Source organism: Xylophilus rhododendri, assembly GCF_009906855.1.
GTDB classification, from domain to species: Bacteria; Pseudomonadota; Gammaproteobacteria; order Burkholderiales; family Burkholderiaceae_C; genus Xylophilus; species Xylophilus rhododendri.
In genome coordinates this window covers 3,083,486-3,105,687 of record NZ_CP047650.1, presented here as the reverse complement: position 1 = coordinate 3,105,687, position 22,202 = coordinate 3,083,486, and the positions used below count along the sequence as shown (strand labels likewise).

22 protein-coding genes and 1 pseudogene are annotated in these 22,202 nt (G+C 68.7%); 8 read left to right on the top strand and 15 right to left on the bottom strand.

The window, feature by feature from the left end; all coding sequences use genetic code 11:
• Positions 1 to 5: 5 nt before the first annotated feature.
• Entirely contained in the window at positions 6 to 743 is a 738-nt protein-coding gene (locus tag GT347_RS14240; protein ID WP_160552789.1) for a GntR family transcriptional regulator, read from the bottom strand.
• 61 nt (positions 744 to 804) lie between these two features.
• On the opposite strand from GT347_RS14240, the gene GT347_RS14235 reads away from it, so the two are divergent.
• From GT347_RS14235 to GT347_RS14225, 3 genes are all read left to right on the top strand, one after another.
• On the top strand, positions 805 to 2,187 hold the full coding sequence (locus GT347_RS14235; RefSeq protein WP_160552787.1) for an AmpG family muropeptide MFS transporter: 1,383 nt from the start codon (positions 805 to 807) through the stop codon (positions 2,185 to 2,187).
• 70 nt (positions 2,188 to 2,257) lie between these two features.
• A complete protein-coding gene (locus GT347_RS14230) occupies positions 2,258 to 2,977 on the top strand; it encodes a response regulator (RefSeq protein ID WP_160552785.1) in 720 nt (239 codons plus the stop codon).
• A gap of 87 nt (positions 2,978 to 3,064) precedes the next feature.
• The gene (locus GT347_RS14225) at positions 3,065 to 4,276 is read left to right on the top strand and encodes an ATP-binding protein (protein WP_160555362.1); all 1,212 of its coding nucleotides are present in this window, start codon (positions 3,065 to 3,067) and stop codon (positions 4,274 to 4,276) included.
• An 18-nt stretch (positions 4,277 to 4,294) separates the two neighbouring features.
• Here the strand turns inward: GT347_RS14225 and GT347_RS14220 are convergent, their stop codons facing one another.
• The 10 genes from GT347_RS14220 to radA all read right to left on the bottom strand — a co-directional run bounded on the left by GT347_RS14220 (position 4,295) and on the right by radA (position 12,981).
• Positions 4,295 to 4,828, bottom strand: coding sequence for an FxDxF family PEP-CTERM protein (locus GT347_RS14220; RefSeq protein ID WP_160552783.1), 534 nt, complete (start codon positions 4,826 to 4,828; stop codon positions 4,295 to 4,297).
• Between the two features lie 189 nt (positions 4,829 to 5,017).
• Positions 5,018 to 5,998 (bottom strand): glycosyltransferase, encoded by a 981-nt coding sequence (locus GT347_RS14215; protein WP_160552781.1) that lies wholly within the window; start codon positions 5,996 to 5,998, stop codon positions 5,018 to 5,020.
• The gene (locus GT347_RS14210) at positions 5,995 to 7,293 is read right to left on the bottom strand and encodes an O-antigen ligase family protein (RefSeq protein ID WP_160552779.1); all 1,299 of its coding nucleotides are present in this window, start codon (positions 7,291 to 7,293) and stop codon (positions 5,995 to 5,997) included. The genes GT347_RS14215 and GT347_RS14210 overlap by 4 nt, the downstream gene beginning before the upstream one ends.
• Positions 7,290 to 8,081, bottom strand: coding sequence for a glycosyltransferase family 2 protein (locus GT347_RS14205; protein WP_160552777.1), 792 nt, complete (start codon positions 8,079 to 8,081; stop codon positions 7,290 to 7,292). The genes GT347_RS14210 and GT347_RS14205 overlap by 4 nt, the downstream gene beginning before the upstream one ends.
• The gene (locus GT347_RS14200; RefSeq protein ID WP_160552775.1) at positions 8,078 to 8,974 is read right to left on the bottom strand and encodes a glycosyltransferase family 2 protein; all 897 of its coding nucleotides are present in this window, start codon (positions 8,972 to 8,974) and stop codon (positions 8,078 to 8,080) included. The genes GT347_RS14205 and GT347_RS14200 overlap by 4 nt, the downstream gene beginning before the upstream one ends.
• Before the next feature lie 10 nt (positions 8,975 to 8,984).
• A complete protein-coding gene (locus GT347_RS14195; RefSeq protein WP_160552774.1) occupies positions 8,985 to 9,233 on the bottom strand; it encodes a zinc-finger domain-containing protein in 249 nt (82 codons plus the stop codon).
• A gap of 14 nt (positions 9,234 to 9,247) precedes the next feature.
• A complete protein-coding gene (locus GT347_RS14190; RefSeq protein ID WP_160552772.1) occupies positions 9,248 to 10,192 on the bottom strand; it encodes a branched-chain amino acid transaminase in 945 nt (314 codons plus the stop codon).
• Between the two features lie 99 nt (positions 10,193 to 10,291).
• On the bottom strand, positions 10,292 to 10,714 hold the full coding sequence (locus tag GT347_RS14185) for a glycerate kinase (protein WP_160552770.1): 423 nt from the start codon (positions 10,712 to 10,714) through the stop codon (positions 10,292 to 10,294).
• A gap of 49 nt (positions 10,715 to 10,763) precedes the next feature.
• Complete coding sequence (locus GT347_RS14180) at positions 10,764 to 11,504, bottom strand: DUF4198 domain-containing protein (protein ID WP_160552768.1); 741 nt, start codon at positions 11,502 to 11,504, stop codon at positions 10,764 to 10,766.
• 88 nt (positions 11,505 to 11,592) lie between these two features.
• Positions 11,593 to 12,981, bottom strand: coding sequence for a DNA repair protein RadA (gene radA, locus GT347_RS14175; protein WP_160552766.1), 1,389 nt, complete (start codon positions 12,979 to 12,981; stop codon positions 11,593 to 11,595).
• Positions 12,982 to 13,166: 185 nt separating this feature from the next.
• On the opposite strand from radA, the gene GT347_RS14170 reads away from it, so the two are divergent.
• A complete protein-coding gene (locus tag GT347_RS14170; RefSeq protein WP_160552764.1) occupies positions 13,167 to 13,493 on the top strand; it encodes a hypothetical protein in 327 nt (108 codons plus the stop codon).
• Between the two features lie 87 nt (positions 13,494 to 13,580).
• The gene (locus GT347_RS14165; RefSeq protein WP_407704094.1) at positions 13,581 to 14,573 is read left to right on the top strand and encodes a Bug family tripartite tricarboxylate transporter substrate binding protein; all 993 of its coding nucleotides are present in this window, start codon (positions 13,581 to 13,583) and stop codon (positions 14,571 to 14,573) included.
• Between the two features lie 6 nt (positions 14,574 to 14,579).
• Here GT347_RS14165 and GT347_RS14160 read toward each other — a convergent pair whose 3' ends face one another.
• A complete protein-coding gene (locus tag GT347_RS14160; protein WP_229722314.1) occupies positions 14,580 to 15,479 on the bottom strand; it encodes an alpha/beta fold hydrolase in 900 nt (299 codons plus the stop codon).
• A 124-nt stretch (positions 15,480 to 15,603) separates the two neighbouring features.
• On the opposite strand from GT347_RS14160, the gene GT347_RS14155 reads away from it, so the two are divergent.
• Both GT347_RS14155 and GT347_RS14150 read left to right on the top strand, forming a co-directional pair.
• Positions 15,604 to 16,851: a nucleoside recognition domain-containing protein gene (locus GT347_RS14155; RefSeq protein ID WP_160555359.1), complete on the top strand. Its 1,248-nt coding sequence runs from the start codon at positions 15,604 to 15,606 to the stop codon at positions 16,849 to 16,851.
• 173 nt (positions 16,852 to 17,024) lie between these two features.
• A complete protein-coding gene (locus tag GT347_RS14150) occupies positions 17,025 to 17,480 on the top strand; it encodes a PA2169 family four-helix-bundle protein (RefSeq protein WP_160552762.1) in 456 nt (151 codons plus the stop codon).
• A 48-nt stretch (positions 17,481 to 17,528) separates the two neighbouring features.
• Here GT347_RS14150 and GT347_RS14145 read toward each other — a convergent pair whose 3' ends face one another.
• Together GT347_RS14145 and alr are read right to left on the bottom strand one after the other, a co-directional pair.
• Positions 17,529 to 18,974, bottom strand: coding sequence for a PLP-dependent aminotransferase family protein (locus GT347_RS14145; protein ID WP_229722313.1), 1,446 nt, complete (start codon positions 18,972 to 18,974; stop codon positions 17,529 to 17,531).
• Between the two features lie 159 nt (positions 18,975 to 19,133).
• A pseudogene (gene alr, locus GT347_RS14140) lies at positions 19,134 to 20,239 on the bottom strand (alanine racemase).
• Positions 20,240 to 20,418: 179 nt separating this feature from the next.
• Here alr and lplT point away from each other — a divergent pair.
• Positions 20,419 to 21,723: a lysophospholipid transporter LplT gene (gene lplT / locus GT347_RS14135; protein ID WP_160552760.1), complete on the top strand. Its 1,305-nt coding sequence runs from the start codon at positions 20,419 to 20,421 to the stop codon at positions 21,721 to 21,723.
• Positions 21,724 to 21,750: 27 nt separating this feature from the next.
• Here the strand turns inward: lplT and GT347_RS14130 are convergent, their stop codons facing one another.
• Positions 21,751 to 22,137, bottom strand: a complete 387-nt coding sequence (locus GT347_RS14130) for a carboxypeptidase-like regulatory domain-containing protein (RefSeq protein WP_160552759.1) — start codon at positions 22,135 to 22,137, stop codon at positions 21,751 to 21,753.
• Between the last annotated feature and the right edge of the window lie 65 nt (positions 22,138 to 22,202).

Sequence of the window (22,202 nt, the reverse complement as noted above, 5' to 3'; positions counted from 1 at the left end):
CCGGCTCAAGCCCCGCCGCCCCGCCCCGCCCGCTGCGCCATGTGCACCTGGTGCAGCGTGATCTTGTGCACCTCCGCCTGGCTCGACTCGATGTGCGCGCGCAGCAGCATCGCGGCCTGGTTGCCGCGCTTGGTGAGGATGGCCGACAGGATCTGCGCATGCTCCTGGTAGGCGGCGTCGATGCGCGGCAGGCGGGTGAAGTCGAGGCGGCGGATGATGCGGATGCGCTCGGTCACCTCGCGGTGCACCCGGGCGATCTCCTCGTTGCCGGCGGCCTCGACGATGTCGCAGTGGAAGTCCTCATCCCACAGCGCGACTTCGTTGGCATCGGTGCTGCGCTCCTGCGGCGGCGCCAGCCAGCGGTGGGCCAGGGCGTCGAGCAGGGCATGACCGGGGGTGCGGCCACCCTCGCAGAGGCGGTGCACCGAGGTGATCTCCAGCACCCGGCGCAGTTCGTAGAGCTGCTCGAAACGCGCGAAGTTGAAGGGCCGCACCCGCCAGCCGCTGCGAAACAGCAGTTCCACCAGACCCTCGTCGCGCAGCCGGAACAGGGCCTGGCGCACCGGCGTGCGCGAGATGCCGAGCTGGGTGGCGATGTCGCCCTCGGTGAAGCGGTCGCCCGGCACACGGCGGAAATAGGCGATGTCCTGCTGGATCAGGCTGTAGACCTCGTCGGCGAGCCGGCCCAGCGGCGCCGGAGGCGGCGCGGCGGCGTGGGGCAGCAGCAGGGGAAGATCGGTCATGGTGAGAATGTTAGCGGCGCCTCCGGCGCAATCAATAATAGGCAGCCAACCCCCGCGCGCCATGCAACCATCCGCACCACCCGCCGCCGTCCCCCGGGACCCCACCGCCACACTGACCGAAACCGCCGTCCGGCCGTCCTGGCGGCAGGCGCTGAAGGTCTACCTGGAGCCGGCCAGCCTGCGCATGCTGGCGCTGGGCTTCTCCTCGGGACTGCCGCTGCTGCTGGTGCTGGGCACCTTCAGCTTCTGGCTGCGCGAGGCCTCGATCGACCGCTCGGCCATCGGCCACCTGAGCTGGATCGGGCTGACCTACGCCTTCAAATGGGTCTGGTCGCCGCTGGTGGACCGGATGCCGCTGCCGCTGCTCAGCCGCACCTTCGGCCAGCGGCGGGCCTGGCTGCTGCTGTCGCAATGCGGCGTGGCGGCGGGCCTGCTGGGCATGGCCTTCAACGATCCGGGCCAGGCGCTGCAGCCGGTGGTGTGGTGCGCGCTGGCGGTGGCTTTCGCCTCGGCCACGCAGGACGTGGCGCTGGACGCCTTCCGCATCGAATCGGCCGGCGCCGAGCGCCAGGCCGCGCTGGCCGCCACCTACCAGACGGGCTACCGCCTGGCCATGATCTGGGCCGGTGCCGGCGCGCTGGCGCTGGCGGCCCTGGCCGAGGTGAATGGCGGCGGCTACCAGGCCGCGGCCTGGCGTTATGCCTATGCGGCGATGGCGGCGTCGATGCTGGTGGGCATCCTCACCACCCTGCTGTCGGCCGAGCCGGCGCCGCGTCCGCCGGTGGCCGCCCGCGGCGCCGCCGAATGGCTGCGCGGCACGCTGATCGAGCCCTTCGCCGACTTCTTCCGCCGCTACGGCGGCCGGGCCCTGCTGGTGCTGGCGCTGATCGCTGTCTACCGCATCAGCGATGTGGTGATGGGCATCATGGCCAATCCCTTCTACGTGGACATGGGCTACACCAAGGCCGAGGTGGCCACGGTCACCAAGCTCTACGGGGTGGTGATGACGCTGGTCGGCGCCTTCGCCGGCGGCGCGCTGGCCATGCGCCTGGGCGTGATGCGGGTGCTGATGCTGGGCGCGCTGCTGTCGGCGCTGACCAACCTGCTCTTCGCCTGGCTGGGCACCCGCGGCCACGACGTCACCGGCCTGGTGCTGGTGGTGGCCGCCGACAACCTGGCCGGCGGCATCGCCACCTCGGCCTTCGTGGCCTATCTTTCGGGGCTGACCAATCTGCGTTACTCGGCCACGCAGTACGCGCTGTTCAGCTCGCTGATGCTGGTGCTGCCCAAGTTCCTGGCGGGCTTTTCCGGCGACATGGTCGACCGCTTCGGCTACGGCAGCTTCTTCGCCGGCACCGCCCTGCTCGGCCTGCCGGTGCTGGCGCTGGTGGCCCTGGCCCGGCGGGCCACGCCGGTCGGCGAGGCCCGGCCCGCGCGAATGTAGCGCGGGCGTTTTACCTAACTTTACGGCTGCGACAACGCCCACACCCCCCAAGCACAGGAGGATCACCCCCATGCCCAGTCCCCAACTCCTGATGATCGAAGACGACACCCGCCTGGCCCAGATGGTCGGCGAGTACCTGGCCCAATCGGGCTTCGGCTTCACCCACGCCGCGAGCGCCACCGACGGCCTGCAGAAACTGCAGGGCGACGGCGGCGGCGCTGTCTGCGACCTGGTCATCCTCGACCTGATGCTGCCCGACATGGACGGCCTGGACGTCTGCCGCCGCATCCGCGGCCTGTCCGGCCCGATGGCGCAGGTGCCGGTGCTGATGCTCACCGCCAAGGGCGATCCGATGGACCGCATCATCGGCCTGGAGCTCGGCGCCGACGACTACCTGCCCAAGCCCTTCGAGCCGCGCGAGCTGCTGGCGCGCATCCGCGCCATCCTGCGCCGCCGCAGCGAGGGCGCGGCCAGCGCCAGCCGCAGCATGCAGTTCGGCTCGCTGGAGATCGACCGCGATGCGCGCACCGTGTCCGTGGCCGGCAAGGGCGCGGAAGTCACCTCCTACCAGTTCGACCTGCTGGTGGCGCTGGCCGAGCGCGCCGGCCGCGTTCTGACCCGCGACCAGATCATGGAAGCCGTGCGCGGCCGCGAACTCGAAGCCTTCGACCGCTCGATCGACGTGCACATGGGCCGCATCCGCGCGGCCATCGAGGCCGATGCCAAGAACCCCAAGCGCATCCTGACGGTGCGCGGCGTGGGCTACGTCTTCGCCAAGCAGCAGGACTAGCCCTCCGTGGCCAACCTGCCGCCCGACAGCCTGCCGCCCTACCAGGGCAGCGCCCCCACCGCGAGCCGCCGCCGCTCGGCCTCCCTGATGCGGCTGGCGCGCCGGCTCTATGTGCGCATCTGGCTGGCGGTGGTGCTGGCGGTCGCGGTGCTGACCCTGCTGGTGGGCTGGGCCTGGCAGATGGCCTCGGACCCGCCGCTGCGCGAGGTCTTCGTGCGCAACGAGGCCGGCGAGGTGATCGGCAGCGGCGCCCTGCGCCCGCGCCGCGGCCCGCACGGCGAGGCCGGCCCGCCGCCGCAGCCGGCGCCGCCCGACGCCGAGCAGGCCGAGGAAGGTCGGCCGGTGCGCAGCGGCCCCGAATTCGCGGTCGCCATGCACGACGGCCAGACCATCACCGTGCACCTGCCGCGGCCGCCGCGCAGCTTCTGGAACCGGCCGCCCTTCGGCTTCTTCTGGACGCTGGGCCTGGTTGGCGTGGCGGTGGCGCTGGCCACCTATCCGATCATCCGCAAGCTCACCCGCCGGCTGGAGAAGCTGCAGCAGAGCGTGGAGCAATGGGGCCAGGGCGACCTGTCGGTGCGTGTGCCGGTGCAGGGCAGCGACGAGGTGGCCTTCCTGGCGCGGCGCTTCAACCATGCGGCCGAACGCATCGAGCGCCTGGTGCATTCGCACAAGTCGCTGCTGGCCAATGCCTCGCACGAATTGCGCTCGCCGCTGGCGCGCATCCGCATGGGGCTGGAGCTGATGAACCCGGCCGGCTCCATGGCGCGCGACGAGATCGCCCGCAACATCGGCGAACTCGACCAGCTGATCGACGAGATCCTGCTGGCCAGCCGGCTCGATGCCGACGAGGCCGACATCGGCACGGTGGAGACGGTGGACCTGGTCGGCCTGGCCGCCGAGGAATGCGCCCGGGTGGGTGCCGAACTCGACCTGGGCGACGCGGGCATGGCCGGCGTGGAAACACGTGGCGTGTCGCGCCTGCTGCGCCGGGTGGTGCGCAACCTGCTGGAGAACGCGCGGCGCTATGGCCGGGGCGAGATCGAACTCTCGCTGCGCCGGGAAGGCGAACACGCCCTGCTGCGGGTCAGCGACCGCGGCCCGGGCGTGCCGGCCGAACTGCGCGAACGCATCTTCGAGCCCTTCTACCGCCTGCCCGGCGCCAGCGAGCGCGAGGGCGGCGTGGGCCTGGGCCTGGCGCTGGTTAGGACCATCGTTCAGCGCCACGGCGGCACGGTGCGCTGCGAGGAGCGCGAAGGCGGCGGGGCGGTGTTCGTGGTGACGCTGCCGGCGGCCTGATCCCCTGCCGCGGGTGCGCTATTGGCACTGCTGCTTTTGCCGGCGGCGCAATTTCATCCACATGGTGCCCATGCCGGCCAGCAGCATCGCGACCGTTTCCGGCTCTGGAACAGCGGAGACGAAAGGCGATATCGTCCCTGCACCCGTGATTGAATTGGAGACCACCCCGCTTTGGCCAAGCGAATATGCCGTGGTCACGAAGTTGTAGGTGGTGTTGGCGGCCAGCGAATAGTCAAAACCGGAATGGCGAGCATCCGTACTGTCGTCGTTGTAAATCAGCAGATGCGCCGCATCCACCACCGTCGCATCCCCCAGATACAAAGCCGTCAGGTTATCGAAATCCATTGCCGTGCTGGTGAATGTATATATACCGGCCTGAGATACTGTAAAGGCGTATGACAGATATCGATAGGCGCTTCCGATCACACCCGGTCCGGGCCGCTCGAAACCCGGGCCGTCCCCGGTATCGCCGCCAAATGTTATTTGATTCGCCATGGCCGGAGCGGATGCGATGCAGGCCACGGATAATACCAACGGTACGAAGATTTTCATTTTGCCCTCCTGAAGTTGCGCTCATATTGCGCGACGCCCCTCGGAAGCGCGATAGCCCAAAAGGACCTAACTACAGTCGGCGCAGAGATTATCAAGGATATCTCGCAGGTTGAAATATATTCAGGATGTCCGATTAAATGCGGGCACTTCCATTCATTTTGGCCTGGCGGCTCCTTCGGCAACACGAGGTCAAGGCCGCCAAGCCAGCCGGCGGGCTTCTTCCCGAAGACGCGGCGGCTCTGCGTGCAGGCACTCGCCAGCGGTGATTTTTTCGTAGAGCCTCAGATAGCCGGGAGCCATGGTGTCCGCCCCGAACTCCCGCACCGCCAGCGCATGGCAGGCGCGTGCGTCGAACGATCGCCCGCGCACCGCCTCGGCCAGTTCGGCGCGGCTGGTGGACAGCACGCCGCAATCCCCGGGCACCAGCTCGGGCAGCGCGCCATAGGGCGTGCCGAACACCGGGCAGCCGAAGTACAGGCTCTCGATCACCGCCAGGCCGAAAGGCTCGTGCCACAGCACCGGAAACACCAGGCCGCGCGAGGCGTTGAGCAGGCCCATCTTCCTCTCGCCGCCGACCATGCCGTGGAAGTGCACCCGCGGCGTGAAGGTCAGCCGGATGCCGCGCTTGAAATTGAAACGAACGCCGCCCAGCACGTCCAGGCGCACGCCGGCATCGCCGGTGACATCGATCGCACCCTGCACGTTCTTCACCCGCCAGGAAGCCTTGCCGAGGAAATGGAAGCCGGGCCGGGGCCGGTCGAAATCCACCACGCCGTAGGCCGACCAGTCCAGGCCGTTGCGCACGAAGACGGTGGAACCGTGGCGCGCCGCATGGTCGGCCGAGATGAAGACGGTGTTGCGCTGCAGCGGCACGCCCGGCGCGGGATTGCCATGCTCCGTGACCAGGCAGGGCACATCGGGCAGCAGGCCGCCCTCGGGCTGGAACTGCAGGTGCACCACGTCGGTATCGGCCGGCACCTGGGCGCGCCAGTCGCCCGCGGGATCCAGGGCGATGACTTCGGCGAAGTCGCAGTGCGAGCCGGCCGGCACCAGGAAACGCACCCGGTGGCCGAGTGTGGACAGCCGCCGGGCCAGGTCCCACATCACCCGTTCGGTGCCGCCGTAGGCGAACACCGGCACCGGCGCACGGTGGACCATCAGGATGTTCATGGCTGGGCGATGGCGGGCGGCGCCGGCCGCATGCAGACGAAGACCGCCGCCGTGGCGACGGCCAGTGTCACCACGTAGTAGGTGTGGGCGAAGTTCACGTTGCTCATGCCGCCGAGGGTGTGCACGAAGAGCAGGCCCTGCATCTGCCGCGAGGCGCTCTTGTCCACCGCCCGCAGCCGCCAGGCGGCCACGGCCATGCCGAGGATCAGCGCGGCCATCCCGGCCAGGCCGAGGATGCCGCCGTCCAGCGCCGCGTGCAGGTACTGGTTGTGCACATGCCCCATGGTGCGCACGTAGGCCAGACCTTCGCGCTGGGCCGGGGGCAGTTCTTCGCCTGCATGCTTGATGCGGTACATGCGCTCGGTTTCGCCCACACCCATCCAGGGCGAATCCTTCAGGCCCTGCCATGCCATGGTCCAGAGGTACATGCGGGTCCCCAGCGAGGTGTCGAACACCGAATGGGTCTCGGCCTGGGAGATCTCCTTCTCGGCCAGCCGCAGGCGCAAGGGGTCGCCGGGCACGCACCAGACCGCCGCCAGCGCCAGGCAGAATGCCGCGCCCAGCACCGACAGGCGGCCCCAGGGCCAGCGGCCATGCACATCGCGCCAGCGGGCCGCCAGGAGCCAGCCCATCCAGAAAAAGATGCCGTAGGCGCCCCGGGAGAGTGAAGCCAGCACCGTCGCTCCGCCGAGCGCCACGCCCAGCCACAGAAACGCACGCGTGCCGGGCCGTACCCGACCGGCCAGAGCGGCCGGCATCAACAGACACACGGCAAAGGCCACCGCTTGCGCCCACGGGATGGCATTGGCAGGCAGCATGTTGCGGAAATCCATCCCGTAATAGCGCCAGGCCAGGCTGGCGAGGCAGATCAGCGCGGCAATACATTGCACCGCCAGGACCCGCAATGCCATTGCGGCCGTGGCCGCCGGCAGCAACACACGTTCGAGCACCCAGCAGGCCGCCGCCGCCGACAGCGTCAGGCGCAGGTAGCCGTACATCTCGTCGAAGGGATCGTGCCAGTACAGCGCCTTGCACAGGGCCAGCACCGTGGTGATGGCGAAACCGAAAAACAGCCAGCGGGCCGCCGGCAGTCCGGGATGCGGTGCCGGCCGGGCGCCGAAACGCGGCCCCAGGCCGACCAGCAGGCCCCACAGGCTCCAGACCAGCCAGGTGGCCCCGGCGATCTTGCTGGACCAGGGCCCCAGTGCCGTGCCGGCGGCCAGCGTGCCCAGGATGAGGACGGTGGAAAAGGACGCGGCGGGCACGGCAGGCACCGCCTTCGGTAGAGCGCTCATCGGGGAATGTCGGCCCTCAGCGTGTCGCGGTCGTAGTGCAAGGCTGCATAACGGAAGAAGCTCTCCAGGGCGATGAAGAAACAGAAAAGGAAGCCGGCGCCGCCGCCCAGGAAGCCCAGGCGGATGACGTAGAGCCGCAGGAACACCCACAGCCCGGATGCGATGCCGCGCCAGACGCCGCCGCGCTTGCCCGCCTGGGCGCGTTTGGCGGCTCCCAGCATGGCGTACTGGCGCAGCTTGCCCAGGCTGTCGCCCACCGATTCGCGCGAGGTGTGCAGCAGCCGGCCGGAGAAGGCATGGCGCGGCGGGCGCGGCTCGGCCATCTCGGCATGCTCGTGGACCACGCCGGTGTAGCGCAGCAATTTCTGGCGGGGGAAGAGCCGTTCGATCTCCGACTGGCCGAGGAACCAGCGCAGCTCCTGGCCATAGGCCACCACCCGCCAGCGCACGGTGCCGATCGCCTCGCGGCCGGCGGCGACGAAGGCCTCGACCTCGGCGCGCAGTTCAGTTGTGACTTCCTCGTCGGCATCGACGAAGAACAGCCAGTCGCCGGTCGCATGCTCCATCAGCCGGGTGCGCTGCACGCCGAAGCCCTGCCAGTCGGCATGGGTGAACACCCGCGCGCCCAGCCCTTCGGCCAGCGCCACGGTGCGGTCGCGGCTGCCGCTGTCGACCACCACGATCTCGTCGGCGAAGGCGCAGCTGCGCAGGCAGCGCTCGATATGGCGCTCCTCGTTGAGGGTCAGCACGCCGATGGTCAGGCGCGGAGCCATTGGAATCCCGTTCATGAAGGCAAGCCGTCGCGGCGCAGCCGGCGCAGGCCCTGCAGCCGGCCCCAGGCGCGCGCCAGCAGGCGCGGCGAAGGCAGCAACGCACGCACCGCCACCTGCGCCCAGGCGCGGCGCAGGGTGCGCGCCAGCAGGCGCTGGCCGGCGGCGGCGTCGCCGGCATGCTTGGCGGCGAAGATGATCTTGGACTGCGCGTGGTGCCATCCGCGCCAGTATTCGGCGGCCAGCGGCTTCGGTCCACGCACCGAGCCACGCGAGTGATGGGTCATGCGGACCTGCGGCAACACCACGATGGGCAGGCGGGCCTGGAAGGCGCGCAGGCACAGGTCCTCGTCCTCGTAGTAGAGGAAGAAGCGCTCGTCGAAGAAACCGACCGGCGCCATGCGTTCGCGGTGGATCAGCAGGGCCGCCGCACAGGCATAACCCACGCAGAGCGGCCCCTCGGCCGCACCGCCGCGCGGCGCGCCGTGGTGGCGCGGCATGCTGTAGTTGAGCTCCGGGCTGCCGTCGCTGCCCAGCAGCTGCGGCACCCACAGGCCCGAGGTCGGATCGGCATCGGCCAGGCGCACCAGCTCGGCGATGGCTGACGAGCCGGCCTCGCAGTCGGGGTTGAGCAGCAGCACGTAGGGCGTGGTCGCCCGTGCGATGGCGGCATTGTTGGCCGCGCCATAACCGAGGTTGCGCGGCAGCTCGATCACCAGCGCCTGCGGCAGCTGGCGCCGCGCCTGGGCGACGGAGTCGTCGGCGCTGGCGTTGTCGGCCACGGTCACATGCGGGCAGGCCGCCAGCGCCTGCGCCAGGGCCGGCACGCAATGCGCGCTGTTGTAGGTGACGGTGATGACCGTGACGCGGTCCAGCAGTGCCGTGATGCTGCTCACGGACTTCTCGGTCAAGCTGCGTGCCTTAGTGGCCGTGCGCCACGGTTTCGCCGGCCTTGAGCCGGTACATCGTGCCGCAGTAGGGGCACTTGGCCTCGCCGGTGCGGGCCACGTCCAGGTAGACCTTGGGATGCGAGTTCCACAGCTTCATGTGCGCCAGGGGGCTGGGGCAGAACACCCCGCCCTGGGCATTGAGGTCGGCTGCGGCGACCTCGACGACGGCCGCCGGCTGGGCCGGCGCGGAAGCGGGAAAGTAGGCGGGGCTGCTGCTCATGGGGCTTTCTCTCTTTAGACCTTGGTCAGCCAGTGGGCGTACTTGGGATTGCGGCCGTTGACGATGTCGAAGAAGGCCTTCTGCACCTTCTCGGTGACCGGGCCGCGGCTGCCGGTGCCGATCTCCACCCGGTCGAGTTCGCGGATCGGCGTGACTTCGGCGGCGGTGCCGGTGAAGAAGGCCTCGTCGGCGATGTAGACCTCGTCGCGGGTGATGCGCTTCTGAACGACCTCGATGCCCAGATCGGCGGCGATGTGCATGATCGTGTTGCGGGTGATGCCGTTCAGGGCGCCGGCCGACAGGTCGGGCGTGTAGATCACGCCCTTCTTCACGATGAAGATGTTCTCGCCCGCGCCTTCGGAGACGAAGCCGGAGGCATCGAGCAGCAGGGCTTCGTCGTAGCCGTCGTCCAGGGCTTCCATGTTGGCCAGGATCGAGTTGCTGTAGTTGCTCACCGCCTTGGCCTGCGTCATGGTGATGTTGACGTGGTGGCGGGTGTAGCTGCTGGTCTTGACGCGGATGCCGCGCGCCATGCCCTCGTCGCCCAGGTAGGCGCCCCAGGACCAGGCCGCCACCATCACGTGGATGGTATTGCCCTTGGGGCTGACGCCGAGCTTCTCGGAGCCGATCCAGGACAGCGGCCGGATGTAGCCGGACTTCAGGCCGTTCTCGCGCACCACCGTGCGGTGGGCCTCGTTGACCTGGTCCTGCGTGAAGGGGATCTTCATGCGCAGGATCTTGGCGCTGTTGAACAGGCGCTCGGTGTGTTCCTGCAGGCGGAAGACCGCCGGGCCGTCGACCGTGTCGTAGGCGCGCACGCCTTCGAAGACGCCGCAGCCGTAGTGCAGTGTGTGGGTCAGGACGTGGATCTTGGCCTCGCGCCAGTCGACGAGTTCACCGTCGATCCAGATCTTGCCGTCACGGTCGGAGAGCGAGGGGGCGGGGGGCACGAGGGTCATGCGCGGGAGTCCTTGAGAGGCTGAAAGAGGCCCGCCGGCCGCAAATACACAGTCCGCCGGGCAGCGCGCCGCCGTTCGGCGCGACAAAAGCCCGCCATTTTACGGCGCGGAGGTGATCGCGTCCGCGTCCTTGGGCTGCGGACGGGTCAGCTGCCACTCCTGGAGCTTGCCCGATTCGAAGACGCAGTCGACATAGGACTCGCTGCCATCGGTCCAGCGATAGGTTTCGCGGGGGGTGCCGGCGCCGTCGAGCTGCTGGCCCAGCGAGCGGGTCATGGCCACCACATGCAGCAGGTTCACGCCGGGCTTGAGCTTGGCGTTGAGCATGACGGCGCTGCCCACATAGCCGACCGGGCGGTCGGAAGCGCGCTTGAGCACCGTCATCATCCGGGTGAAGTGCAGCAGCAGCCACATGGTGATGCCGCCGCCCACGACGGCCAGGCCGCGCCAGCCGTAGGTGTTGAAGGCCACGGCCAAAAGGGCCAGGCAGCCGATGGGAACTAAAAGCTTTGTCAATTTCATGGCGGGTATTTTCGCAGTGCCCGCCATGCCGCCGCCGCCGCGGCGCGGATTACTTGTTCGGCGTGGCGGCCGGCGGTGCCGGCAGCGCCGCCAGGCCGGCCTCGCGCACCACCGTCAGCGAGGTCACGTAGCTGGCCTTTTCGAACTTCTGGCCATCGGCGCGCTCGCCGGCGGGGCCGTTGTGCATCAGCTCCAGCACATAGGTGCCGCGCCAGGGCAGGGACACGCTGAGTTTGCCGTCCGCATCGGTGTGGTGCTCCTGCGCCCAGCCGGAGGCGGTGACCACCTCCACCTTGGCCTTGGCCAGCGGCTTGCCCTGGAAGAAGGCCTGCAGCTGCGCGCCCTCGGCGCTTTCGACGCCGGTGGGCACCAGGTCGAGCGTGAGCTGGGGCTTCTGCGCCGACAGGTCGGTGACCAGGCGCGCGGCCGGCAGGTACATGCCCTTGCCGGTGCCGGGGGCCTTGATGTCCCACATCGGGTAGGTGGCGTCCTCGGCGATCAGCGATTCGCCCTTGGCCGCCGACAGCGGGATGGTGAAGGCCGAGGCGGTCTTGGCCACGTCGGCGCTCTGCACGCCCTGGGCGGAGATCTTGCGGGCGACCGGCTTGCCGAACTTGTCCAGCAGGCCGGGGGAGGCTTCACGCAGGTTCTCGCCGTATTCGCCGAAGAACAGCTTTGCGCCGCCGGCGTCCTGCTCGATCCAGATCTGGTGGGCGGAGGCACCGCCGGCCACCAGCAGCACGGCCAGGGCGCAGGCGAAACGACGGGCGGGAGAGAAAGTGACTTGCATGGCTCGGATGTCTTTTGAAAGGAAAACGAAAGCAAGTCTACAAGACGAGAATGGTTCTCATCCCAGAGATCCGCCGGGCGGCGCAGGGTTACTGCAGCTGGCGCAGCAGCTCGATGGCTTCCTCGACCCGCTCGATCGGGTGGATGGTCAAACCCTCCACCGCCTTCTTGGGCGCGTTCGCCTTGGGCACGACGGCGATGGAGAAGCCGAGCTTGGCGGCCTCCTTCAGCCGCTCCTGGCCGCGCGGCGCGGGCCGCACCTCGCCGGCCAGGCCGACCTCTCCGAAGGCGATGAAGCCGCTGGGCAGCGCCTTGCCGCGCAGGCTCGACGCGATCGCCAGGATCACCGCCAGATCGGCCGCCGGCTCGCTGATGCGCACGCCGCCCACCGCGTTGACGAACACGTCCTGGTCCATGCAGGCCACGCCGGCATGGCGGTGCAGCACCGCCAGCAGCATGGCCAGGCGGTCGCGGTCCAGGCCGACCGAGAGCCGGCGCGGGCTGGGCCCGCCGCTGTCGACCAGGGCCTGGATCTCCACCAGCATCGGCCGGGTGCCCTCCAGCGTCACCAGCACGCAGCTGCCGGGCACCGGCTCGCTGTGCTGGCTGAGGAAGATGGCGCTCGGGTTGGCGACGCCGCGCAGGCCGCGCTCGGTCATGGCGAAGACGCCGATCTCGTTGACCGCGCCGAAGCGGTTCTTGATCGCCCGCACCAGCCGGAAGGCGCTGTGGGTTTCGCCTTCGAAATACAGCACCGTGTCGACCATGTGCTCCAGCACCCGCGGGCCGGCCAGGGCGCCCTCCTTGGTGACATGGCCGACCAGCACGATGGCGATGCCGCTGGCCTTGGCCGCGCGCGTCAGGTGGGCCGCGCATTCGCGCACCTGGGCCACCGAGCCGGGCGCGCTGGTGAGCTGGTCGGAATACACCGTCTGGATCGAGTCGATCACCGCCACCGAGGGCTGGCGTTCGGCGAGCGTCGCCAGGATCTTCTCCAGCTGGATCTCCGCCAGCACCTGCACCTGGGAGCCGTCGAGCCCGAGCCGGCGGGCACGCAGCGCGATCTGCGCGCCCGACTCCTCGCCGGTGACATAAAGCGTTTCCAGCCCGCCGCGCTCCAGCGCATCGAGCGCCTGCAGCAGCAGGGTCGATTTGCCGATGCCCGGATCGCCGCCGATCAGCACCACCGCGCCTTCGACGATGCCGCCGCCCAGCACCCGGTCGAGCTCCTCGATGCCGGTGGAGGCGCGCGCCACGTCGGCGGCCTCGATCTCCGACAGCGTGGTGACCTCCGAGGTCTGCGCCAGCGCCACGAAGGCCGCCGGCTGCGCCAGCCGATTCTTCGAGGGCGCGGCCGCGGGCTGGGCCGCCGTCTCCACCAGCGAGTTCCAGGCGCCGCAATGCGGGCATTTGCCGAGCCAGCGCGGGCTGGTGCCGCCGCATTCGCTGCAGACGTAGGTCGATTTTTCTTTGGCCATAAGCCGGCCGACTATATCGGTACGGCCGGCCCTACTTCACGCGGCGTACACACGAGAACCCTGGCAAAACCCGCTGAATTTAGGCATGCTGGACACAAATTGGACACGTGTCCTTTATGATCAGGGAAAACCCGGTCTCATCCGGGCTTCCACTTCCTGCGTAGAAGGGAAGATACGAGGCAGGTATGAACAAATTCGATGATTTTCTCGCCAAGCTTGCTTTGCTGACCCGGGCCCAAGGCCAGGTCGATGCGGTCATGAACGTCACGTTCGACGCCAAGGCCGAACTCGATGCCGAATTCGGCACCGGCAACCGCTATTCCATCTCCCTGACCCGGTTGATGCTGCGGCTCAACCATTCGACCGACCGGCGCGAATACGTGGAGACCACCTTCCGGGTGACCGAGCTGCTCAGCGCCGCCTCCGACCAGGTCAACAAGCGCCGCGGCAAGCCCCTGAAGTACCACCAGGCGGATTTCGTCGATACCAACTTCGGCGGCAGCGGCAACTGATCCGGCCGGGCCCCGGGACACCCCTGAGACTGCCGCGTCCGCTCCGACGGACAATCGCGGGTTTCCCAGTTGCCCCAAGGTCCGATGATGTTCTCCGCTTCCCGCCGCCGCCTGATGCAGGCGGCCGCCCTGCTTCCCGCCACCGCCGCCTGGGACATCGCCCGGGCGCAGGGCGCAGTTCTCGAGTCGGCTCGTGTGGTCAATGGTTTCGCCGCAGGCGGCACGGCCGACGCGGTCAGCCGCCGCATCGCCGAGAAGCTGCATCCGGCCTATGCCAACGCGGCCTTCGTGGAGAACCGCACCGGCGCCAGCGGCCAGATCGCGATCCAGTACGTCAAGAGCCAGCCGGCCGACGGCGCCACCATGCTGTTGACGCCGATGTCCATGCTGGGCATCTATCCGCACACCTACAAGAAGCTTTCCTACGACCCGGTGGCCGACCTGACGCCGGTCAGCATCGGCTCGGTCTTCGACTACGGTTTCGCCGTCGGCCCCTCGGTGCCCGACCGCATCAGGACGGTTCCCGAATACCTGGCCTGGTGCAAGGGCCGCCCGGAGCGCGCCGCCTTCGGCTCGCCGGCGGCCGGCTCCTCGCCTCACTTCATCGGCATCCTGCTCGGCCGTGCCGGCGGCATCGAGATGACCCATGTGGCCTACCGCGGTTCGCAGCCGGCGATCCTGGACATGATCGGCGGGCAGATCCCGGCCGTGTCCGGTCCGGTGGGCGAATTCATCCAGTATGTGCAGGCGGGCAAATGCCGGCTGCTGGGGGTCTCGGGCGCCAAGCGCAGCCGCTTCGCGCCGGGCACGCCGACGCTGGTGGAGCAGGGCTTCAAGGACCTGGCCTTCAGCGAGTGGTACGGCTTTTTCCTGCCGGCGAAGGCGGCGCCGGACACGGTGCAGAAACTCAACGGCACCATCCGCGCCGCGCTGGCCCAGCGCGACACCATCGACGGCCTGGCCGCCATGGGCCTGGAGGCCCAGGGCAGCACGCCGGAGCAGCTGGCCGCAGCGCTGAAATCCGATACCGAGCGCTGGCGCGGCATCGTCAAGACGATCGGCTTCAGCGCGGACACTTGACCGGCTTCAGGCCGGCGCGAACCAGTCCAGCAACAGCCGGTCGGTGGCGTCCGCCGCCTCGTACTGCAGCCAGTGGCCCGCATTGGGCACGATGACCAGTTCCATCTGGCTGGCGCCGGCCAGCAGCGCCGGACCGGCCTGCGTGGGAACGGCGGTGACGTCGTGCTCGCCCCAGGCCAGCAGCACCGGCACCTGGCGCTGCGACAGGATCTCCAGCGCATCCGGCAGCAGCGCGCGGCGCGACAGGCCCTTGCTGCGCCAGCGGGTGTTGACGCAGGCCGACCGGTGCAGCGCCAGCGCCATGGCATCGATGTGCGCGGGCTCGTGCAGCATCAGCGCCGCCAGGTTGTGGTGCAGGCGCGCGTCGCGCTCCGGCCCCGGCGGCAGGTCCTTCCAGTTGAGCATGCCCAGCCGCTCGCGCCGCGGCAGGCCGTGGCCGCCCGGGCCCAGCAGGGCGACACGCCGCACCTGCGGCCGCGCCGCGGCCAACGTCGCCGCGCACAGGCCGCCGAAGGAGAAGCCGGCGATGTCCAGCGCGGTCGATTCGCCCAGCAGCTGATCTACCGCCCGGCCGAGCACACCGACGATGTTCTCCAGCGTCTGCGCACCTTCGGGCACGCCGGAGTCGCCATAACCCGGCATGTCGGCCAGCCACAGGGTGTGGCGCGCCGAGAGGGCATCGACGTTGCGCACCCAGTGCAGCCAGCTGCCGTGGCCGCCGTGCAGCAGCAGCAGCGGCGGACCGTTGCCGATGCGCCGAAAGACCACCGGGCAGCCGTCCACCTCGGCCGTCTCGCGGACGGTGCGCGCCTGCAGGGCCGCGATGGCCTCCTGCGCGCTGTCGTCTGCGGCGGCATCGAAAACAAAGGGCAGCGCGGCTACGTGGGAGAGGGTCGTGTCGGACATTCGGCGGGCAATCGCAGGAAGGGAGGATGGCCGCGGCATGACAATCGCCGCAGCGGGCATCGCCCGATTCTCGCCGCCGTGCGCGGCGCACGCCTGGCGCCCTTCTTTTTCGGTCTGCTCCCGCATGGTCATCAACCTGGTCTGGCTCGGTTTCTTCCTGGTGGCCATCGTCACCGCCCTGGCGCGTTTCCTGGGCGGCGACGCCGAGGTCTTCGCCCGCCTGGTGGCCGCCCTGTTCGACGCGGCGCGCAGCGGCTTCGACATCGCCCTGGGGCTGACCGGCGTGATGGCGCTGTGGCTGGGCTTCCTGAAGGTGGGCGAACGCGCCGGCCTGGTCGAGGGCCTGGCGCGGCGTGTCGCGCCGCTGCTGCGCGCCGTGTTCCCCGGCGTGCCTGCGGGCCATCCGGCCCAGGGCGCGATGACCATGAACCTGTCGGCCAACCTGCTCGGCCTGGACAACGCCGCCACGCCGCTGGGCCTGTCGGCCATGCGCGAGCTGCAGACCCTCAACCCGCGCCCGCACACCGCCAGCGACGCCCAGATCATGTTCATGGTGCTCAACACCGCCGGCCTGACCCTGGTGCCGACCGCGGTCATCGCCGTGCGCCAGAGCATCGCCATGCAGCAGAAGGTGGCGCATTTCGATGCCGCCGCCATCTTCCTGCCGACGCTGCTGGTCACCGGTGTCTCCTGTCTGGCCGGCTTCCTCGCCGTGGCCGCCTGCCAGGGCTTCGCGCTGTGGCGCCCGCGCTGGTGGCTGCCGCTGCTGGGCCTGGCCGCCGGCGGCGGCGTCTTGCTGTGGGCCTTGTCGAGACTGCCGAGCGCGCAGCTGGCACAGGCCGCGGGTGTGGCCGGCGCGGCCTGCATCCTGGGCCTGGTGGCGATGTTCCTGGCCGTCGGCGCCTGGCGGCGGGTGCCGGTCTACGAGGTGTTCGTGGAAGGCGCCAAGGAGGGCTTCGGCGTGGCGGTGCAGATCGTCCCCTACCTGGTCGCCATGCTCTGCGCGATCGCCCTGTTCCGCGCCGCCGGCTGCATGGATGCGCTGATGGGCGCGATCGGCTCGGCCGCATCCGCGCTGGGGCTGGACACCCGCTTCCTGCCCGCCCTGCCGGTGGGGCTGATGAAGATCCTGTCGGGCTCGGGCGCCCGGGCATTGATGGTCGATGTGATGACGACCTATGGCGTCGATTCCTTCCCCGCCCGCCTGGCCGCCATCATGCAGGGCTCCACCGAGACCACCTTCTACGTGCTGGCGGTCTACGGCGGCAGCGCCGGCCTGCGCGACACACGCCATGCGCTGGGCTGCGCGCTGGTGGCCGATGCGGTGGGGCTGGTGGCCGCCATCGGCATCGGCTACCTGTTCTTCGGCTGAGTTGCTCGGCGCGCGGATCCCGTCCCCGCCGTCCTACAGGCACAGGGTCCGGGCGCCGACGCAGCGGCCGCGGCAGGCGCCCAAGATGGGTTTTGCGACGACGACGGGGCGCGAGCTGAAGAGACCCGCGCCGCGTCTTCGGCAAATTCTCAAACCCTCAAGGAGTAACCGCTATGAGCGCACGCGACGATGTCATCGACACCCTCAACGACCTGATCGAAACCTCGCACGACGGCGAATACGGCTTCCGCGAACTGGCCGAACGCGCCCAGGCACCGGAACTCAAGCAGACCTTCCAGCGCCGCGCCGAAGAGATCCGCGCTTCGGTGAGCGACCTGGAGCAGGCCGTCACCACCCAGGGCGGCACTCCCGAGGACGGCGGCACCGCCAGCGGCGCACTGCACCGCGGCTGGGTGGCCGTGCGCAGCAAGCTCACCACCGCCACCGACCTGAGCCTGCTCGAAGAAGCCGAACGCGGCGAAGACAGCGCCCTGGCGCGCTACCGCAAGGCCGCCCAGAAGGACCTGCCGGCACCGGTGCGTGCCCTGGTCGAACAGCAGCTGCAGGGCGTGCAGCGCAACCACGACCAGATCAAGCTGCTGCGCGACCGCCAGAAGCAGATGTCCTGAGCGCCTCGCCAGGCCTGACGAAAAGCCCTTGCGGGGGCTTTTCTCGTTTCAGGCGGCAACCTCTTCCCGCAGCCGTATCGCATGCGGCTCCTCATACTGGCTGTCCAGCGAAAAGGCCAGCGGATGCAGCGGAAAGCTGCGCAGGAAGAGCGCCACCTCGTTGCGCACCAGTTCCGGCGGCTCCTTGCGCACCAGCACCCGGGCGATGAAACGGGCGATGACCGCCATGTCGATCTCCTGGATGCCGCGCCGCGTCAGGGCCTGCACGCCGAAGCGCAGGCCATGCCGGCCGCCCGAGCCGGGAATCTCGATGTTGTTGCAGCGTATGCCCGCCAGCGCCAGCAGGTGCGCCGCCGCATGCAGCGCCTCGCCCGGGCTGCCGATGGAGACCAGCACCTGGTGCGTCTCGGTATAGCCGAAGGATTCGCCCACCACCCGCAAGCCCTCCGCATGCATGCACAAGGCCAGCGCCTTCGCGTTCTTGACGATCTGCTGCGCATACGGCCTGCCGAAAAGCGATATTTCGACCAATGCCATATAGAACGGCACCAGCAATTCGGCATGGGAATTACTCTGCATATAGGGGCAGATCCAGTCGGATACCGGCTTGAGCACCGGATGCCGCGCATTGAAAAACGCCACATAACCCTTTTGCGGCCCCGGAATCGTCTTATGGGTATTACCGAGCACGATATCCGCGCCGGCCGCCAGCGGCTGCGGCAATACACCGCCCAAAATCAGCCCGCCATCGTGGCTGGCGTCATAGGCCAAAGTCACGGTGGGCGGCATGATTTCGCGGATTTCCGCCAGCGGCTGCCAGCGCAGCTTGAAGGACTGGTCGAGTATCACCAGTTTTATTTCGGGTTGCGCGGCGAGCAATTCGGCCAGGCGCTGGACATCGATCAGCAGGCTATCTTCCTGCACCGGAATATGGAAAATGCCGATGCCGATCTTGCGCGCGAGTTCCTCCAGCGAGGAATGGCCGCCATCCTGGTGGCCGAAATGCACGAAGGCATCGCCGCGCGAGCAGGTGCCCAGCAGCACCGCCTGCTCGGCCGCCGCGCCGCCATTGGGGCGCCAGTCGAAGGTTTGGGCCTGGAACATCTGGCAGCCGAGTTGCGCCAGCTTCTGCACCAGCGCCGCCTGCGCACCCGAATCCGGAAAATGCCATTCGCCTTCGGCAGTGGAGTATGGCGGGGCGAATTCATAGAACGCGCCCTGCATCGCGCCGCCCATGGCACGCACGAATTTGCTCGGATAATTCTCGCTGGCGGTCATGCTCAAATGCGCCGAGCGGTAGCAGTTATCACGGGAAAAATCCGCCGCGAGGGCATCGCAGACGGATTCCATTTTGGAAACTTCGGTGGGAGAATCCTCAATATCGGTAAGAGACAGCATAAATGGCACCACATGGTTGAATGAACGATCCGCCTCGCGGCGGGCTTGGCGCCCGGCGCGGCGGCGGATGGTTGCCCCAAATAGCGCGGCATGCAATCTGATAACCGTCGTTCTACCTACATTTGCGCACGAATCATCGTGTCACAGCACATCTGCATATATCAACGCCGGCATTTTCCCTTCTCGGCACCAATGTCGAAGATATATATCTATCCAATCTTCAGATAATTCAATACGGGGCCTGGGCTGCGCCGCTTAACCCAGCACCACAGGCACCCGCGGCGCCACGGCGCACATGAGTTCGTAGCCGATGGTCGATGCCGCCCGGGCCACCTCGTCGATGGGCAGCACGGCTTGCGCGGAGCCGTCCTTCGGGCCTTGCCCCAGAGCGTCACCTCCGTGCCGAAGCCGGCCTGCGGCACCGGTGTCAGGTCGACCGCCAGCATGTCCATGCTGACCCGGCCCAGCAGGCGGGTGCGCACGCCGTCCACCAGCACCGGCGTGCCGGTTCCCGCCAGACGCGGATAACCGTCGGCATAACCGCAGGCCACCGTGCCCACACGCAGGGCGGCGTCGGCGGTGAAGCTCGACCCATAGCCGATGGTGTCGCCGGCCGCCAGCTGCTGCAGGCCGATGATGCGCGAGGACAGTGTCATCGTCGGCTGCAGCTGCCAGTGGGCGATGTCGTGCTGCGGGAAGTCCGGCGCACCGCCGTAGAGGCCGATGCCGGGCCGCACCCAGTCGCCGCGCACCGCCGCGTCGGTGGCGTGGCGCAGCAGGGCGGCGGTGTTGCACAGGCTGCGTTCGCCCGGCAGGTCGGCGGTGGCGCGTTCGAAGGCGGCGCGCTGGTGGGCGATGCCGCGTTCGCCGTCGGCATCGCTGAAGTGGGTCATGAAGGAGATCTCGTCGACCTGCGGCAGGGCCGACAGCCGGGCGTAGGCCGTGCGGAAGCGGTCGGGCGAGAAACCCAGGCGGTTCATGCCGGAGTTGAGCTTCAGGAAGACGCGGTGCGGCGCCTGCGTCTTGTGCGCCGCCAGCATGTCGATCTGCTCGTCGGTATGCACCGCATGCCAGATCTGCAGGCGCGAGCACAGCTCCAGGTCGCGCGCCTCGAAGATGCCTTCGAGCAGCATCACCGGGCCCCGCCAGCCCAGGGCGCGCACGCGTTCGGCCTCGGCCAGGTCCAGCATGGCGAAGCCGTCGGCGGCGCGGAAGGATTCGAAGACACGTTCGATGCCGTGACCGTAGGCATTGGCCTTGACCACCGCCCAGACCCGCGCGTCCTGCGCCGCACGGCGCATGCGGTCGAGGTTGTGGCGCAGGGCGTCGGCATGGATGGTGGCGAGGATGGGACGGGGCATGGCGCTTTTGGGATCTCTAAAACGATGACGGGCATTCTGTCAGGCGATAACTCACCGGCAGCCGGGTCGGACATTCGGAACAGGGCTTCGGGTACTGCATGCTATAACCCGCCTTCCTCAGAAACCCGAAGAGCAGTCACTCATAAGCGCCGGCTTCAACACCGGCCCGCATGCCATCGATGAAACGCGGTTTCTTCACGATCATGTCGGCGCAGTTCTTCTCGTCGCTGGCAGACAACGCGCTATTCGTCGCTGCCGTCGAACTGCTCCGCACCTCCGGTGCCGCCGAATGGCAGCGCGCCGCATTGGTTCCCATGTTCGCCCTGTTCTACGTGGTGCTCGCACCCTTCGTGGGGGCGTTCGCGGATGCCCGGCCGAAGGGGCGCGTCATGTTCTACAGCAACGCGATCAAGGTGGTGGGCTGCCTGATGATGCTGTTCGGCGCGCACCCCCTGGCGGCCTACGCCATCGTGGGCCTGGGCGCTGCGGCCTATTCGCCGGCCAAGTACGGCATCCTCACCGAGCTGCTGCCGGCTTCGCAGCTGGTCAAGGCCAACGGCTGGATCGAGGGGCTGACCATCGGCTCCATCATCCTGGGCGTGCTCTTCGGCGGCCAGCTGGTGGGGCACCAGGTCTCGGGCTTCCTGCTGGGCTTCGACCTGCCCTACTTCGACACCGGCATCGACACGCCGCCCGAGGCCGCCATCCTGGTGCTGATCTTCATCTACGCCCTGGCCGCCTGGTTCAACACCCGCATCCCCGACACCGGCGTGCAGATGCGTCCGCTGCGCAAGGATCCGAGCCGCAGCATGTGGTGCAACGCGCTCGAACTGCTGCCCGATTTCTGGACCTGCAACTCCCGCCTGTGGCGCGACCGGCTGGGCCAGATCTCGCTGTCGACCACCACGCTGTTCTGGGGCGTGTCGGGCAATCTGCGCTACATCGTGCTGGCCTGGAGCGCGGCGGCGCTGGGCTACGGCACGACCAAGGCTTCGTCGCTGGTCGGCGTGGTCGCCGTGGGCACCGCCGTGGGTGCGGTGCTGGCCTCGATGCGCATGCGCCTGGACATGGCCACGCGGGTGATTCCGCTGGGCATCTGCATGGGGGTGCTGGTCATCTTCATGAACTTCATCACCAATGTCTGGCTGGCGGCGCCCTTCCTGATCCTGCTGGGCGGCATCGGCGGCTTCCTGGTGGTGCCGATGAACGCGCTGCTGCAGCACCGCGGCCACAACCTGATGGGCGCCGGCCGCTCCATCGCCGTGCAAAACTTCAACGAGCAGGCCTGCATCCTGGGCCTGGGCGCCTTCTACAGCGTGTCGACCAAGTTCGGCCTGTCGGCCTTCGGTGCGATCACCGCCTTCGGCGTGGTGGTGGCCGGCATGATGTGGATGATCATGCGCTGGCACCAGAACAACCTCAAACGCTACCCCGAGGAAGTCGACCACCTGCTGCAGATCGCGCGCCACGACGACCACCACTGATCGCGGGCATCGCGCGCCTGGGCTGCGTCAGAAGCGGAAGTCGAGCCGCACCGGCGTTGCGCCGACATTGACCTCACGGTCGCGGCTGGTGTCGCCGCTGCGCGCCGAGACCTTGTAGCGGCCGGGCGGCAGGTCCACCAGGCAAACGGGGCCGCTGGCCTTCCATTCCTGCAGCGGCTTGCCCTGCGTATCCGACAGGCTGACCTGCACATCGGCCAGGTAATCGCCGTCCGGCTTGGCGAACAGCAGGGACAGCGGATGGCTCTTCATCTCCTCGCGCATCTGCGTGGATTCGTCCGAGCCGATGCCGCCGCAGCGGTATTTCACATCGGCCGGCGACTGGGCATGGGCAGCGCCAGCCAGGGCGCAGCAAAGCGTCGCGGCCGGCAGCAGCACGGAAAACAAACGGGGCATGGGGTCTCCTCGGAAGGCGCGGATGCGCCGGGGGAGCCCATTGTGGAAAGCGCCCCGCGGCGGGG

Excerpts from the sequence above, each read along its gene's own strand:
- GT347_RS14240 (WP_160552789.1), bottom strand. The coding sequence starts at position 743 with ATGACCGATCTTCCCCTGCTGCTGCCCCACGCCGCCGCGCCGCCTCCG.
- GT347_RS14235 (WP_160552787.1), top strand. The coding sequence starts at position 805 with ATGCAACCATCCGCACCACCCGCCGCCGTCCCCCGGGACCCCACCGCC.
- GT347_RS14230 (WP_160552785.1), top strand. The coding sequence starts at position 2,258 with ATGCCCAGTCCCCAACTCCTGATGATCGAAGACGACACCCGCCTGGCC.
- GT347_RS14225 (WP_160555362.1), top strand. The coding sequence starts at position 3,065 with ATGCGGCTGGCGCGCCGGCTCTATGTGCGCATCTGGCTGGCGGTGGTG.
- GT347_RS14220 (WP_160552783.1), bottom strand. The coding sequence starts at position 4,828 with ATGAAAATCTTCGTACCGTTGGTATTATCCGTGGCCTGCATCGCATCC.
- GT347_RS14215 (WP_160552781.1), bottom strand. The coding sequence starts at position 5,998 with ATGAACATCCTGATGGTCCACCGTGCGCCGGTGCCGGTGTTCGCCTAC.
- GT347_RS14210 (WP_160552779.1), bottom strand. The coding sequence starts at position 7,293 with ATGAGCGCTCTACCGAAGGCGGTGCCTGCCGTGCCCGCCGCGTCCTTT.
- GT347_RS14205 (WP_160552777.1), bottom strand. The coding sequence starts at position 8,081 with ATGAACGGGATTCCAATGGCTCCGCGCCTGACCATCGGCGTGCTGACC.
- GT347_RS14195 (WP_160552774.1), bottom strand. The coding sequence starts at position 9,233 with ATGAGCAGCAGCCCCGCCTACTTTCCCGCTTCCGCGCCGGCCCAGCCG.
- GT347_RS14190 (WP_160552772.1), bottom strand. The coding sequence starts at position 10,192 with ATGACCCTCGTGCCCCCCGCCCCCTCGCTCTCCGACCGTGACGGCAAG.
- GT347_RS14185 (WP_160552770.1), bottom strand. The coding sequence starts at position 10,714 with ATGAAATTGACAAAGCTTTTAGTTCCCATCGGCTGCCTGGCCCTTTTG.
- GT347_RS14180 (WP_160552768.1), bottom strand. The coding sequence starts at position 11,504 with ATGCAAGTCACTTTCTCTCCCGCCCGTCGTTTCGCCTGCGCCCTGGCC.
- radA (WP_160552766.1), bottom strand. The coding sequence starts at position 12,981 with ATGGCCAAAGAAAAATCGACCTACGTCTGCAGCGAATGCGGCGGCACC.
- GT347_RS14170 (WP_160552764.1), top strand. The coding sequence starts at position 13,167 with ATGAACAAATTCGATGATTTTCTCGCCAAGCTTGCTTTGCTGACCCGG.
- GT347_RS14165 (WP_407704094.1), top strand. The coding sequence starts at position 13,581 with ATGTTCTCCGCTTCCCGCCGCCGCCTGATGCAGGCGGCCGCCCTGCTT.
- GT347_RS14160 (WP_229722314.1), bottom strand. The coding sequence starts at position 15,479 with ATGTCCGACACGACCCTCTCCCACGTAGCCGCGCTGCCCTTTGTTTTC.
- GT347_RS14155 (WP_160555359.1), top strand. The coding sequence starts at position 15,604 with ATGGTCATCAACCTGGTCTGGCTCGGTTTCTTCCTGGTGGCCATCGTC.
- GT347_RS14150 (WP_160552762.1), top strand. The coding sequence starts at position 17,025 with ATGAGCGCACGCGACGATGTCATCGACACCCTCAACGACCTGATCGAA.
- lplT (WP_160552760.1), top strand. The coding sequence starts at position 20,419 with ATGAAACGCGGTTTCTTCACGATCATGTCGGCGCAGTTCTTCTCGTCG.
- GT347_RS14130 (WP_160552759.1), bottom strand. The coding sequence starts at position 22,137 with ATGCCCCGTTTGTTTTCCGTGCTGCTGCCGGCCGCGACGCTTTGCTGC.